At 63.7% G+C, this 13,978-nt stretch carries 11 protein-coding genes; 9 read left to right on the top strand and 2 right to left on the bottom strand.

Translation table 11 applies throughout. The features are described from left to right. Positions 1 to 129: 129 nt before the first annotated feature. Together ACVWWQ_RS00935 and ACVWWQ_RS00930 are read left to right on the top strand one after the other, a co-directional pair. On the top strand, positions 130 to 687 hold the full coding sequence (locus ACVWWQ_RS00935) for a DUF3228 family protein (protein ID WP_133950622.1): 558 nt from the start codon (positions 130 to 132) through the stop codon (positions 685 to 687). 72 nt (positions 688 to 759) lie between these two features. Then, positions 760 to 1,899: an MBL fold metallo-hydrolase gene (locus ACVWWQ_RS00930; RefSeq protein WP_133950624.1), complete on the top strand. Its 1,140-nt coding sequence runs from the start codon at positions 760 to 762 to the stop codon at positions 1,897 to 1,899. A 169-nt stretch (positions 1,900 to 2,068) separates the two neighbouring features. Here the strand turns inward: ACVWWQ_RS00930 and ACVWWQ_RS00925 are convergent, their stop codons facing one another. Then, positions 2,069 to 3,121 carry an NAD(P)-dependent alcohol dehydrogenase gene (locus tag ACVWWQ_RS00925; protein ID WP_133950626.1) on the bottom strand — a complete coding sequence of 351 codons (1,053 nt, stop codon included), beginning with the start codon at positions 3,119 to 3,121 and terminating at the stop codon, positions 2,069 to 2,071. Between the two features lie 661 nt (positions 3,122 to 3,782). Here ACVWWQ_RS00925 and ACVWWQ_RS00920 point away from each other — a divergent pair. The 7 genes from ACVWWQ_RS00920 to ACVWWQ_RS00890 all read left to right on the top strand — a co-directional run bounded on the left by ACVWWQ_RS00920 (position 3,783) and on the right by ACVWWQ_RS00890 (position 13,225). Next, on the top strand, positions 3,783 to 5,282 hold the full coding sequence (locus ACVWWQ_RS00920; RefSeq protein WP_133950628.1) for a catalase: 1,500 nt from the start codon (positions 3,783 to 3,785) through the stop codon (positions 5,280 to 5,282). Between the two features lie 351 nt (positions 5,283 to 5,633). After that, positions 5,634 to 6,137, top strand: coding sequence for a PepSY domain-containing protein (locus ACVWWQ_RS00915; RefSeq protein WP_133950630.1), 504 nt, complete (start codon positions 5,634 to 5,636; stop codon positions 6,135 to 6,137). Positions 6,138 to 6,344: 207 nt separating this feature from the next. Further along, the gene (locus ACVWWQ_RS00910; protein WP_166669758.1) at positions 6,345 to 8,813 is read left to right on the top strand and encodes a hybrid sensor histidine kinase/response regulator; all 2,469 of its coding nucleotides are present in this window, start codon (positions 6,345 to 6,347) and stop codon (positions 8,811 to 8,813) included. Between the two features lie 245 nt (positions 8,814 to 9,058). Then, positions 9,059 to 10,150, top strand: a complete 1,092-nt coding sequence (locus tag ACVWWQ_RS00905; RefSeq protein WP_133950632.1) for a cytochrome ubiquinol oxidase subunit II family protein — start codon at positions 9,059 to 9,061, stop codon at positions 10,148 to 10,150. Beyond that, entirely contained in the window at positions 10,147 to 12,255 is a 2,109-nt protein-coding gene (locus ACVWWQ_RS00900; protein ID WP_133950634.1) for a cbb3-type cytochrome c oxidase subunit I, read from the top strand. The genes ACVWWQ_RS00905 and ACVWWQ_RS00900 overlap by 4 nt, the downstream gene beginning before the upstream one ends. Further along, entirely contained in the window at positions 12,252 to 12,875 is a 624-nt protein-coding gene (locus ACVWWQ_RS00895; protein WP_133950636.1) for a cytochrome c oxidase subunit 3, read from the top strand. The genes ACVWWQ_RS00900 and ACVWWQ_RS00895 overlap by 4 nt, the downstream gene beginning before the upstream one ends. Further along, positions 12,872 to 13,225 (top strand): cytochrome C oxidase subunit IV family protein, encoded by a 354-nt coding sequence (locus ACVWWQ_RS00890; RefSeq protein WP_133950638.1) that lies wholly within the window; start codon positions 12,872 to 12,874, stop codon positions 13,223 to 13,225. Before ACVWWQ_RS00895 ends, ACVWWQ_RS00890 begins: the two co-directional genes overlap by 4 nt. A 222-nt stretch (positions 13,226 to 13,447) precedes the next feature. Here ACVWWQ_RS00890 and ACVWWQ_RS00885 read toward each other — a convergent pair whose 3' ends face one another. Beyond that, on the bottom strand, positions 13,448 to 13,966 hold the full coding sequence (locus tag ACVWWQ_RS00885; protein WP_133950640.1) for a hypothetical protein: 519 nt from the start codon (positions 13,964 to 13,966) through the stop codon (positions 13,448 to 13,450). Positions 13,967 to 13,978: the final 12 nt, after the last annotated feature.

The raw sequence follows: 13,978 nt of genomic DNA, 5'->3' as shown, positions 1-13,978 counted from the left end.
GAGCTCCTCGCGGACCGCGTCCGGTCTTGAGCAACGTCTTCCGGCGCGCTGTGATTCAATCCACGCAAGGAGAATCCCATGCCGAAGACTGCACCAGCACGCCCCGCGCCCACTGAGCCATCCACCGCAATGTCTATTGCCCTCACCCCGTTCGCCCGCGCCCGCCTGTTCCCGCGCGACCGCCGCCGCAGCGCCATTCAGAATTGCAGCGCGGAAGCATTCGAGCAGCACCTGAACATGGAAGCGCCGCTGACCGTGCTGGATGGCTACGCCCCGTTCTGCAAGTTGCATGTGCACCGCAACTGGACCTCCACGCGCTGCACCGCCACCCCGATCATCGACGCCAATCGCCGCCAGCTTCGTTCGGCCTACGAGGCCCGCAACAAGGACGAACTGCCGGTGCTGGTACGCTGGTTTGAGGGCATCGATCCGCCGGTCGCCAACTACCTGCTGCCGATTCTCTACAGCCGCGAGCAGTTGGCGAAGGAAGGCTCGCCGATCAAGGCCGACTGGGGTGTGGTCGGTTGCCTTTACACCGCCGATCCGGAAGAAATTCCAATGGTGCCGATCACCATGCTGCGCAATGCGCTGGGCGTGGAGGAAGGCGGCTCGGGCGTGCCGCTGGATCGCGAAGCGTACCGCCGCGCCGTGGCCTTCTGGGAGCAGCACGCGAACTGGCGCGGCTGAACGCCGGCCCTTGATTTGTGGGAGCGCAGCGCGCATTCCGTATAAGCGCTGCACCCGCCACAGGAATCTCCCATGCGATCTTTCGGCAAACCCGCCCACGGCGAACGTCTCGAACGTCTGCACGACTTGCCGCTGTGGGACGGAGAGCAGCTGCGCAACATTCACCCGGTTTTGCCCGGTTTGCGCGATACGTCCGCGCCCAGGCCCACGTTGCGCGATTTCGTCTTCGGCGGCCCGGACCGGACCCCTCCGGCGCCGCTGCCCGCCGACGATCCGCGCCACACCTGGTTGAAGCCTCCCGCCAGCGGACTGCGCGCCACCTGGCTGGGCCATTCCACCGTGCTGCTGGAGATCGACGGCTGGCGCGTGCTGACCGATCCGGTGTGGGGCCAGCGCGCCTCACCCTTCACCTTGCTGGGTCCGAAGCGCTTCCAGCCGGTACCGGTCAGCCTGCGTGATCTGCCACCGATCGACGCGGTGGTGATCTCGCACGATCACTACGATCATCTGGATTACCCGACCATCCGCGCGCTGGTGAAATCGAAGGTCCCCTTCGTCACCTCGCTCGGCGTCGGTGCGCATCTGGAAGGCTGGGGCATCGCCGCCGAGCGCATCACCGAGCTGGCGTGGTGGCAGACGCACCGCGTGCCGGGTACCGGCCTCACCATCACCGCCGCGCCATCGCAGCATTTCTCCGGGCGCGGCCTGAAGGATCGCAATCTCACCTTGTGGTCGTCGCTGGTGCTGCAGGGTGAACGCCACAGCGTGTTCTTCAGCGGTGACACCGGCCTTACCAATGAATACGAAACCATCCGGGACCGCCTCGGCCCGTTCGATCTGGTCATGCTGGAAGTCGGCGCGTTTCACCCCTCGTGGGGTGACATCCACCTGGGTCCGGCCAATGCGTTGGCGGCACACGACATGCTCGGCGGCGGCGTGCTGATGCCGGTGCACTGGGGCACGTTTGCATTGTCCACGCACGCGTGGGACGAGCCGGTGGAAACCCTGCTCGAGCTGGCCGATCCGCAGCGTTCCCACCTGCTGTTGCCGCACATTGGCCAGGCGGTCGAGCCATCAGAGCGGCGACCGGCAACGCCTTGGTGGCGGAGCGGTGACGACCGCATTGAACGAAAGCAGGTCGTCGAGCCTGAACCCGCCGAGACCTCCGAAGCTGATCATCTCGCAGGATCGGTGCCTTGGCCGCTGGACTGAGGCCACTGGACTGGCCGGCTCGTGATGCACGGAGTGGCGACCCTCCGTTCCTCGACTGTAATGGGAGGCTTGGAGTTTCCGCGATTCCGTCACCATCGCGGGCGATGCTCTCGGCCGGGATTCGATTCGGGAGAGCATCGCCCGCGAGCGGGCTTCTGCGATGGGCAATTCAGCCAGCCAGCGATTTGCTGTCGATGACGAAGCGGTATTTCACGTCGCCCTTGATCATGCGGTCGTAGGCCTCGTCGATCTGCTGCACCTGGATCATCTCGATGTCGGAGACGATGCCTTTCTCCGCGCAGAAATCCAGCATCTCCTGCGTTTCGGCGATGCCGCCGATCAGCGAGCCGGCGATCGCCCGGCGCTTGAAAATCAGGTTGGCAACGTTCGGCGACGGATGCGGATGCTCGGGTACGCCGACCAGCACCAGGGTGCCGTCGCGCTTGAGCAGGCTGGTGAAGGCATCCAGCGAATGGCTGGCGGCCACGGTGTTGAGGATGAAGTCGAAGCTGTTGGCGTGCGCCTTCATCTCACCCTCGTTGCGCGAAACCACCACCTCGTCCGCGCCAAGGTCCAGCGCCGCCTGGCGCTTGCTGTCCGAGGTGGTGAACGCCACCACGTGTGCGCCCATCGCATGGGCGATCTTCACACCCATGTGGCCGAGACCGCCGATGCCGACCACGCCGACCTTCTTGCCCGGGCCGACGTTCCAGTGGCGCAGCGGCGAGTAAGTGGTGATGCCCGCGCACAGCAGCGGTGCGACCGCCGCCAGTTGTTCTTCGGGATGGCGAATCTTCAGCACGAACTTCTTGTCGACCACGATGCGTTGCGAGTAGCCGCCCAGCGTGTGACCGGGCGCATCCTTGGACTTGCCGTTGTACGTGCCGACGAAGCCATTTTCGCAATACTGCTCCAGGCCCTCGTCGCAGGCGGCGCAGTGCTGGCAGCTGTCGACCATACAGCCAACACCGACGGTCTCGCCGACCTTGAAGCCGGTCACCTCGCTGCCCACCGCGCTGACGTGGCCGACGATTTCATGACCGGGCACGCAGGGATACAGCGTGCCACCCCACTCCGACCGCACGGTATGCAGGTCGGAATGGCAGACGCCGCAGTAGGCGATCTCGATCTGCACATCCTGCGGGCCCGGTGCGCGGCGCTCGATGTCCAGCGACTGCAGCGGCTTGTCGGCGGCATGTGCGCCGTAGGCTTTCGTACTCATGGGGTTTTCCTTGCTGGGGATGGACGGGAATCAGGATGTCGGCTCTACACGATATTCCTCATCGGCGACCTTCTCCATCCATTGGACGAATTTGCCGTCCATCACCTGCTGAAACGTGCCCGGCGCACCTCGCATCCTCCCGTGCGAGCCCTGGCTGTAGGCGGGCACGGCCCGCCATTCTTGTCCCGCACGGCAGGAAAGGCCGGCGGGCAGTGCCCGCCCTGCTCCGCTGCGGTCTACTTGCCTACGTGCGCCGCAAGGTGCGCCGGGTAGCGATCGCCCTGTATCTGGATTTTTGCCACGGACTCGGTGATCCGTCGAAGATCGTGCGCAGTCAGCGCTGGAATGGCCCTCATGATCGAATGGCACTGACTCAGGGCCAAACGCCCCCAAACCGTTCCCGCTGAGCGTAGTCCGCGCAGCGGGCGGAGTCGAAGCGCCTTCCGGTGGCAACTCCACCAGCAAAACGACACTTTCGTGCAATCGCCAGTAACAACCTCATGTCGTCATGGTGCTGACGCAGCGCGCGGATGTTCTCCAAGGCCCTGCCTATCAGGTCGATTGGAAATGCCGAATGGCTTGCCTGCGTCATTGGAGGCAGACTCGACCAATCTGCTGCACACATCTCTCCCCGCCAGTCACCGACAGAAGGAAGCACGCCATGTCCAAGTCCGACAACACCCCCAAGGGCGGCTCGACCACCGGTTCCGGTGCCCCCGCCATCAGTGATCGCAACTCCCTGACCGTCGGCCCGGACGGCCCGATCCTGCTGCACGATGTGCACTTTCTCGAGCAGATGGCGCACTTCAACCGCGAAAAGGTGCCCGAGCGCCAGCCACACGCCAAGGGCGCCGGCGCTTTCGGCGTGCTGGAAGTGACCGAAGACGTTTCCCGCTACACCAAGGCCGCGCTGTTCCAGAAAGGTGCGAGCACCGACATGCTGGCGCGCTTCTCCACCGTCGCCGGTGAATCGGGCAGCCCGGATACGTGGCGCGACGTGCGCGGTTTCTCGCTGAAGTTCTACACCGACGAGGGCAACTACGACCTGGTCGGCAACAACACGCCGGTGTTCTTCATTCGTGACCCGATCAAGTTCCCGCACTTCATCCGCAGCCAGAAACGCCTGCCCGACTCGGGACTGCGCGACAACCACATGCAGTGGGATTTCTGGACCAGCAATCCGGAGACCGCGCACCAGGTCACCTACGTGATGGGCGAGCGCGGCCTGCCGCGCACCTGGCGGCACATGAATGGCTACGGTTCGCACACCTACATGTGGATCAACGCCGCCGGCGAGAAGTTCTGGGTGAAGTACCACTTCCACACCCGCCAGGGCATGGCCTTCTTCAACAACGCCGAGGCGGCCGCGATGGCCGGCGAGAATGCCGACTTCCATCGCGCCGATCTGTTCAACGCGATCAAGCGCGACGAACATCCGGTGTGGGATCTGTCGGTGCAGGTGATGCCGTATGCGGAGGCGAAGGGCTATCGCTTCAATCCGTTCGACCTCACCAAGACCTGGTCGCACAAGGACTATCCGCTGATCAAGGTCGGCACGATGACCTTGAACCGCAACCCGGAGAATTTCTTCGCCCAGATCGAGCAGGCCGCATTCTCGCCGGGCAACACCGTGCCGGGCATCGGCCTGTCGCCGGACAAGATGCTGCTGGGCCGTGCGTTCGCGTATGCCGACGCGCAGCGCCATCGCATCGGCACCAACTTCCACCAGCTGCCCGTGAACCAGCCCAAGGTGCCGGTGAACACGTACATGTTCGACGGCCAGATGGCCTATCACCACAGCGGCAACGCGCCGGTACATGCACCGAACAGTGGCGGTCGTCCCTGGTCGGACGAGACCGGCCCGGTGGCGGATGGTTGGGAGAGCGATGGCGAGATGGTGCGCAGCGCTTATACCCTGCACGCGGAAGATGACGACTTCGGCCAACCGGGTACCCTGGTGCGGGACATCTGGAACGACGCCCAGCGCGCGCAGTTCGTCGAACAGGTCGCCGGAAGTTTGCTCGGCGGCGTGCGCAGCCCGGTGCTGGAACGCGCCTTCGAGTACTGGAAAAACGTCGACGCAACCGTCGGCCGGCAGATCGAGGACAAGGTTCGCGCTGGCGGTGCACCGGGCCCGGTCGAGGGCATGGGCGAAGGCTGAGTCGAAGACGACGCCGCGATGCCTTGATTCATCTCGCGGCGAATCGCGACGGCGTCGGGTACAGCCGAAAGCGGCGGCGATGTGGCGTAGCCCAACGCCGCCGTGCACCCGGTGGGGGCACTTCCGCGGCGCGTGCCTGCGTTCTTGAAAGGCCGAACCGTGACTGGCTTTTGTCTGCGTCCTTGTTCACCGAATGATCACGCTTGCTTTCACGCCACCGTGCGACGCACGGTGCTTCCATCCGGAGGGTATGGGCCTGCGCGAAGCACGCGTGTTGCCCAGACCGGAGCGAACGACGCCTGCATCTTCGGCGTGGTTTCGCCCGCTCCCCATCACCCCAAGGAGATCCCCATGATCAAGCGCACTCTTCCCCTGTTGATCGGCCTGTCGCTTTGCAGCTTCGCCTTTGCGCAAGACATGCCTGCCAGCACCCCACCAGCCACCACGACCACCCAGACCACCACCACGGTTTCCTCGTGGACCACCCAGCCGCCTGCAGGCGCCTTGACCGAAGAGGGCATCAAGACGGCGATTGCCGAAGCCGGATTCAAGGAGGTGAAGGGCCTGAAGTTCAAGGATGGCGTCTGGCGCAGCAAGGCGCGTGGCGGCAACAAGCAGTGGGTCGAACTTGCCGTCGGGCCGGTCAACGGCAAGGTGTATGTCGATGACGCGCCATCGAAGCTCAACAAGGACGAAATCAGCGCCAAGCTGGCCGCGGATGGCTACGAGAACGTCCATGATGTGGAGTACGAGCACGGTCTGTGGAGTGCAGACGCCAAGACCGCTCACGGCAAGGACGTCGACCTGCTGGTTGATCCGGATGACGGCAGCGTGGTCGCCAAGTCGCGCGATTGATCGCTCTGCGCTGATGCTGACTCCCCGGAACCCGGCGCCACTGTGCGCCGGGTTTGTCATGACATCGGCGGGCCTCGGTGCCCATCGCGACCGGATCATCGGCAACGATGTCGGGCGGTCGAGGTTCGGAGGCTTCCCTGCAATGGTAGCCTTCACCGGAAAGGTACGATTCGCACCTACGCTTGCTCAACCGCTCAAGGTGATCCGATGGTCGATGTAACTTTCCTCGCTGGCGGCGGCGAAATGGGCGCGTTGACACGCGCTTGTGATTGGACACGACACCCCCTTGGGCTTCCCGAAGCGTGGCCACAGGCACTGCGTACAGCCATCCGCCTGGTGCTCAATTCGCGCCATCAGATGGGTCTGTTCTGGGGCGCTGACGCGATCTGGTTCTACAACGACGCCTACAGCCAGACACTCACCGGCGAGCGCCATCCTTCGTCACTCGGCCTGCCCGGACGTCAGGTCTGGTCGGAGATATGGAGCGAAATCGGCGGTCAGATCAGCCAGGTGATGTCGGGTGGCAGCGCCACCTGGCACGAAAACCAGCATCTGGTGATGCAGCGCGATGGTCGCGAGGAAGACACCTACTGGACGTACAGCTACAGCCCCATCGATGACGAGTCCGCACCGGGCGGCGTGGGCGGCGTGCTGGTCGTATGCACCGAAACCACCGAGCAGGTGCTGGTGTCCATGCGCGCGATGGCGGAACGTCAGCGTTTGGAGGAGCTGTTCGAGCAGGCACCCTCCTTCATGGCCGTGCTGAGAGGTCCGCATCATGTTTTCGAACTGACCAACCCCAGCTTCGTGCGACTGGTCGGCGGGCGCAATGTACTGGGCCGCGGAGTGGGCGAAGCTCTGCCGGATGTTGCCGAACAAGGCTTCCTCGGCCTGCTCGACTCGGTCTACGAAAGTGGTCAGACCTATACCGCTTCGGGAACACCCTTCGCCATGCAGTCAGCGCCGGATGCGCCGGTCAGTCAGCACTATCTGGATTTCGTGTATCAGCCGATCAGGAACGCTGGCGGCGAGGTCACCGGCATTTTCGTCGAAGGCACCGACGTCACCGAACGCACGCTTGCCGAAGAGGCATTGCGCGCCACTGAAGCCAGACTGAGAGCCCTCAACGCCGATCTTGAGCAGCAAGTGGCACAACGCACTCAAGGCCGCTCACGTACCTGGCAACTCAGCACCGATATCATGGGCGTGCTCAACGCCGACGGCATATTCGAGCTGTCCAATCCCGCCTGGCAAAGCCTTCTGGGCTGGCCGGAGGAAAGCATCGCTCACACCTCGTTCTTTGACTTCCTGCATCCGGACGACCAGGCGACAAGCCGACTCGTCTTCAGACGCGCCCTCGAACAGGGCGAACCGGCCCTTCGCTTCGAGAACCGTTACCGCCATGCCGACGGCGGCTACCGCTGGCTGTCGTGGGTGGCGATCGCCGAAGGCGACAAGATCTACTGCAGCGCGCGGGATGTCACTGCCGAAAAGGAAGCCGCGGAATCCCTGCTGCGCACCGAGGCCGCGTTGCGTCAGGCGCAGAAAATGGAAGCCGTGGGCCAGCTTACCGGCGGCATCGCCCACGATTTCAACAACCTGCTCGGCGGCATCATGGGATCGATGGAAGCGGCCAAGATGAAACTGGAGCACGGCAAGTCCGACGACGCATCCCGCCATTTGTCGCTGGGCGAAGCGGCGGTCCGCCGGGCCGCTTCACTGACCCAGCGTCTCATGGCGTTCTCCAGGCAGCAGACACTGGACCCACGGTCCACCGACATCAACAAGCTGATCAGCGGCATGGAGGATCTGATCCGTCGCAGCATCGGCCCATCCATCCAGCTGGAAGTGGTCGGCGCCGGCGGCCTGTGGCCAAGCCTGGTGGATCCACCCCAGTTGGAGAACGCCCTGCTCAATCTCTGCATCAATGCGCGGGACGCAATGCCGGACGGCGGGCGCCTGACCATTGAAACCGCCAACCGTTCGCTGGACGAGCATGCGGCGGAAGCGTGCGAGCTGGACCCGGGCCAGTACGTCTCGCTCAGTGTCACCGACACCGGCACCGGCATGACGGCCGATGTGATCGCCCGCGCCTTCGACCCGTTCTTCACCACCAAGCCGATCGGCCAGGGCACGGGATTGGGCCTGTCGATGATCTACGGCTTCGCGCGCCAATCCGGCGGACAGGTGCGCATCTACTCCGAGCTGGGCGCCGGCTCCACGTTATGCATTTACCTGCCCCGCCACCACAGCGTTCCGGTAGACGCGGAAACCACGCCCGCGGTGCGGCTGCCACCCTCAGCACCACAACGAGAGACCATCGTGGTGGTCGAGGACGAGCCCTCCATCCGCGAACTGGTCTGCGAGATTCTCGTCGATGCCGGCTACACCGTGCGGCATGCCGGCGACGGCAGTGCAGGCCTGAAAATCCTGCAATCCGACGAACGGATCGATTTGCTGGTCACCGACGTCGGCCTGCCAGGGGCCATGAACGGTCGCCAGATGGCCGATGCCGCGCGCACCACGCGTCCGGATCTCAAGATCCTCTTCATGACCGGATACGCCGAAAACTCGGTGGTCGGCAACGGGCATCTGGAACACGACATGCACGTGCTCACCAAGCCATTTTCGCTTGATGCGTTGCGCCGAAGGATTCGCGACATCCTGCCAGGCTGACGCCCCGGCAACTCGAAGAGTCCGCTCGGGGCGATGCCGCGGGCCGGAGCGCCCTCGACAAGGTCAAGACACGCGCGTCGCCTGCGACGCGGGCTGTGGCGCGGGACGCGACGCCACGTCGGTGCGGGCCGCGCGCGTCCATTCGCCCCATCATCACGACTGCGGGCATACGGTTTTCCGTCGAAGCCTGTGCCCTGCGCTGCGCCCGTTCAAGATCCATCCGCCTCGGCAGCAACGACAGGTGGATGCGTCGTGAGAATCCCCATCCGGAGGAAGCGTTCATCGTGAACAGCGGGAATCGTGTTTTGACCACCGGCGGCGGGCCCGACCCGGAGCTGGCTGGCACTCGATTGCCCGTCTGCGCCTGGCACGTTGATCGCCCCACCGCAAATTTCGCCCAACTCGCCTGCCGGCTCGTCCTATGCGTCCTGTTTCTGGTCCTTGCGGCATGCAGTGGCGACACTCACCTTACTTTTCTCCATCCGCAGGGCCCGATCGCCGACGCGCAACGCGAGCACTTCTACGCCGTGCTCGCCGTCATGGCGATCCTGGTCGCGGGACCGATCTTCCTGCTGCTGCCGTTCTTCGTTTGGCGCTACCGCTACGGCAACAAGGGGTCGAAGTACACGCCGCGCTGGGACTACTCACGGGTGCTGGAAATCTTTTCCTGGGGCGGGCCGATCGTCATCGTCGCGATCCTGGCGTTCTTCGTGTGGCGTGATACGCACCGACTCGATCCGTACCGAGCGCTGGCCTCCAACCAGCCACCGTTGCGCGTGCAGGTGATCGGCTATGACTGGAAATGGGTGTTCATCTATCCGGACCAAGGCATCGCCACCGTCGGCACATTGGCCATGCCGGTGGGTCGAGCGATCAGCCTGCGGATCACGTCCGCGACGGTGATGCAATCGTTCTTCATTCCGGCATTGGGCAGCCAGATCTATGCGATGGGCGGCATGGTGACGCAGTTGAACCTGCAGGCGACCTCCGCGGGTCGTTCGCTGGGCGAAAACACCATGTACAACGGCGATGGCTTCCACCAGCAGAAGTTCACCGCGCAGGCGATGTCGACGAGGGATTTCAATGCATGGGTGCGGCACGTGCGTGCCAACGCCATTCCGCTGGATGCGCGCGCACTGCGCCTCGTGGCGCAACGCGCGACCCGTGACGAATTGATTGCCGTGCTCCCGGAAGCAAAAACGATGGACGGAAATATCTACTTCGCTGGCGCAAGCGAAGCGCTGTTCCCTGCCGTGGTCAGGGCCACCATGGACGGACGACCCGAGCTGCCGGCCAGCGCGTTCGCCAACGCCGCCGGCACGGAACACAAGCCATGAGCCTGCAGCAGCTGCTGCACCCGCTGGGCCGTTTGAGCCCGCAGGCGCTGCCCTTCTGGGAGATGCTGCAGCATCCCGACCGCGCCCACATCATCAACGGCATCATCGCCACCGGCGCAGCCTCGGTAGTCCTCTTCGGTGGGATCGTGCTGGTGGCGCTGCTTACGCGTCACAGACTGTGGCGGCCACTATGGTCGAACTGGCTGACCAGCCCCGATCACAAGAAGATCGGCATCATGTATGTGGTGATCGCGCTGGTGATGCTGGCCCGGGCCCTGATCGAGGCGGTGCTGATGCGGGCCCAGCAGGCATTCGGCCTGGGTGGCGGGTTCCTCTCGCCGGATCACTTCGCGCAACTGTTCAGCACCCACGGCACCATCATGATCTTTTTCATGGCGATGCCGTTTCTCACCGGCATCATCAACTACGTGATGCCGTTGCAGATCGGCGCACGCGACGTGTCGTTCCCCGTGCTCAACTCGATCAGCCTCGGCCTGACTGCGGCCGGCGCGGCACTGGTGATGGTGTCGCTGGTGATCGGCAAGTTTTCCACCGGCGGCTGGTTCGGCTATCCGCCCTTTACCGAGACGACCTTCAGCCCGGGCGTCGGACCCGACTACTGGATCTGGGCCCTGAGTCTGGCTTCATTGGGGTCGACCTTCACTGGCATCAACTTCGCCGTCACCATCTACAAGGAGCGCGCACCAGGCATGACCTTCATGCGCATGCCGCTGTTCACCTGGACCGCGCTATGCACCAGCATCCTGATGATATTCGCGATGCCACCGTTGACCGTCGCTACCGCGCAGCTGGCGCTGGACCGCTACCTGGGCTTCCACTATTTCACCAATGCCCTTGGCGGCAACATGATGAATTTCGCCAACCTGTTCTGGCTGTTTGGCCATCCGGAGGTCTACATCCTGATCCTTCCGGCGTTCGGCGTTTATTCCGAGGTGATTTCCACGTTTTCGGGCAAGGCATTGTTCGGCTATCGATCACTGGTCATGGCCACCATGGCTATCGCCATCCTGTCGTTCACGGTGTGGCTACATCACTATTTCACGATGGGCCAGAACGCCAACATCAACGCGGTGTTCGGCATCGCCTCGATGCTGATCGGCATCCCTACCGGGGTGAAGATCTACGACTGGATGTGGACGATGTTCCGCGGACGCATACGTTTCACCGTGCCGATGGTCTACTCGCTCGGCTTCATCCTGTTGTTCGTGCTGGGCGGCATGAGCGGCATCCTGCTGGCCAACCCGACCATCGACTATCAGGTGCACAACACCGTATTTCTGGTGGCGCATTTCCACAATGTGGCCGTGCCAGGCGTGCTGTTCGGCATGCTTACCGCCTACCATTTCTGGTTCCCCAAGGCGTTCGGCTTTCGCCTGAATGAAGGCTGGGGACTGGTCTCCGCGTGGTGCTGGATCGTCGGTTTCATGCTGGCGTTTTTTCCGCTGTACGCGCTGGGCATCATGGGGATGCCCCGACGCACGGTGGCATATGCCGAGCCGCGCTATGTGCCGCTGGAATGGGTGGCCTTCCTGGGTGCGCTGGTCATTCTTGTCGCGCTGCTTTCGCTGTTGTGGCAGTTATGGATTTCGATCAGACAGCGGACGCAGAATCGCGTGCCCATCGGGGATCCCTGGGACGGGCGCAGCCTGGAGTGGTCGATCGCCGCGCCGCCGCCGGAGTACAACTTCGCCACGCTACCCACGGTCAGCGGACGCGATGCCTTCACCATGGCGAAGGAGAACGGCGGCGCCTATCAACCGCCTGCCGCGTACGCGGATATCGAACTGCCGAAGAACAGCGCCATGGGTCCGACCGTCGCGGCAGTCGGCTTCGCACTGGCGTTTGCGCTGGTCTGGCATATCTGGTGGCTGGTGATCCTGTCGTTGCTTGCTGCGATGGGCACGATGATCGCCCGCGGCTTCACGCGCGACACCACGCGGATCATCCGCGCCGAAGAAATTCAGCGGGAGGACCGGCGCTGGCTGGACGCGGCCCGAAACGCCACCCCCGTCTCGCGCGCCGACGAGTGCAAGCCGGTGAATCTGGGGCGGGCACGGCATGAAGCGGACGGAGTGGTGCCATGATCCAGTCGGCAATGAAGCATCCCGGGTTGAACCTGGGTTCCGCGCACGGCGAGGCCAACCAGACCGCCGAGAAGGTGATGTTCGGCTTCTGGGTGTTCCTGATGAGCGATGCCATCCTGTTCGGCATGGTGTTCGCCACTTACGTGACGTCATTGCATGGCACGGCAGGCGGCCCCGGCCCGCGCCAGCTGTACGACATCCAGAGCGTTTTCATCCAGACCCTGATGTTGCTGGCCAGCAGCTTCACCTTCGGCATGACGTCGCTGGCACTGAAATATCAGCATGGCAAGCGGAAGCTGGTCGGCTGGATGGTGGTGACCCTGGTGCTGGGTGTGGCCTTCCTGGGTTTCGAACTGCATGACTTCTCGAACATGGTCGCCAAGGGCGGCGTAGCCACCCGCAGCGGGTTCCTGTCCGCCTTCTTCGATCTGGTGCCATTGCATGGCCTCCACGTCGCCGCCGGCTGCCTGTGGATGATCGCCCTGCTCGGCCAGTTCGCACGTTACGGACTGGATGCCGACACCAAACTGGGCATCATGCGGCTGGCGCTGTTCTGGCATTTCCTCGACATCATCTGGATCGCGATCTTTTCCGTCGTCTACCTTGCGGGGCTGGCATGAACGAGCACACGACCCGGGATCAGGCGGAGCGGGCACAGGAGGAACGACGCGAATTCCGCTCCTACGTCTGGGGTATCGGGCTGGCCCTGGTCCTGACGGTGCTGCCGTTCGCGCTGGTGCAGTGGAACCCGGGCGTGGCGCGCCTGCCACTGCTGATGGTCATCGGCGCATTTGCGCTGGTGCAGATGCTGGTGCACTTCCGATTCTTCCTGCACATCGGCTTCCGCCAGCAGCGGGAAGATCTGCAGCTGATTCTTTTCTCGGCGCTGCTGTTGGTCATCATGGTCGGCGGCACGATCTGGATCATGGCCAGCCTGGGCGTGCGCATGGCGCTAGCCACGTATCCCTGAAAAAATTCCACGCGGGCGAGGGGGATGCAACCGTGTCAGGACCATGCCCGCCATCACAGGGAGGTTCACCGGTGAAGCGTCACTCGTGCATCATGAAACGAAGCCCCGCATAACGCGGGGCTTCTTTGATGGTGCTGCGGAATCACTCAGGTCGAGCAAGCATTGGGCCTGCGTTCCGGCGTGACTTCCACGCAACCGGCCAGTGGAGCGGTCGGGGGAAACTCAGTCGACCTTGGCTTCCGAAGCGGTGGAAATATCGTCCGCATGGTTGCGCTTGAAAACATCCTTGGCGACATCCTTCTGCTTCCCGTCTTCGGTATGCACGGAGATCAGAATGTTGCCTTCGCGGAGCTTGGCGTCGTAGCGCTTGGCCTCGAATTCCGGAATACCCATGCCGACCAGCGCACCGATGATGCCGCCGGCGGCCGTGCCCACGGCCGCGCCACCGAGTGCGGCCATGATCGGACCGGCTGCGATGAACGGACCCACGCCCGGAATAGCCAGCGCGCCGATACCGGCCAGCCAGCCGACCGCCGCGCCGACACCGAGTCCGGCGACACCACCGGTGGTGGCGCCCTCGGGAGCTTTGGTGTTGTGTTCATGAGCGAAGTCCTTGGTGCCGCGCTTGTCGGGCAACAGGGCAGAAATGTCGTCGCTGGTGAAGCCGGCCTGTTTCAACTCAAGCACGATGTTCTCGGCCTGCTCAACGGTCTTGGTGGTGCAATAGACGGAAGCGTTCATTCGTTCAATGTC

The sequence above is a fragment of the Rhodanobacter sp. TND4EL1 genome (genome assembly GCF_054061035.1).
The sequence above is the reverse complement of the archived record's forward strand: the minus strand, read 5'-3'. Positions and strand labels throughout refer to the sequence as shown.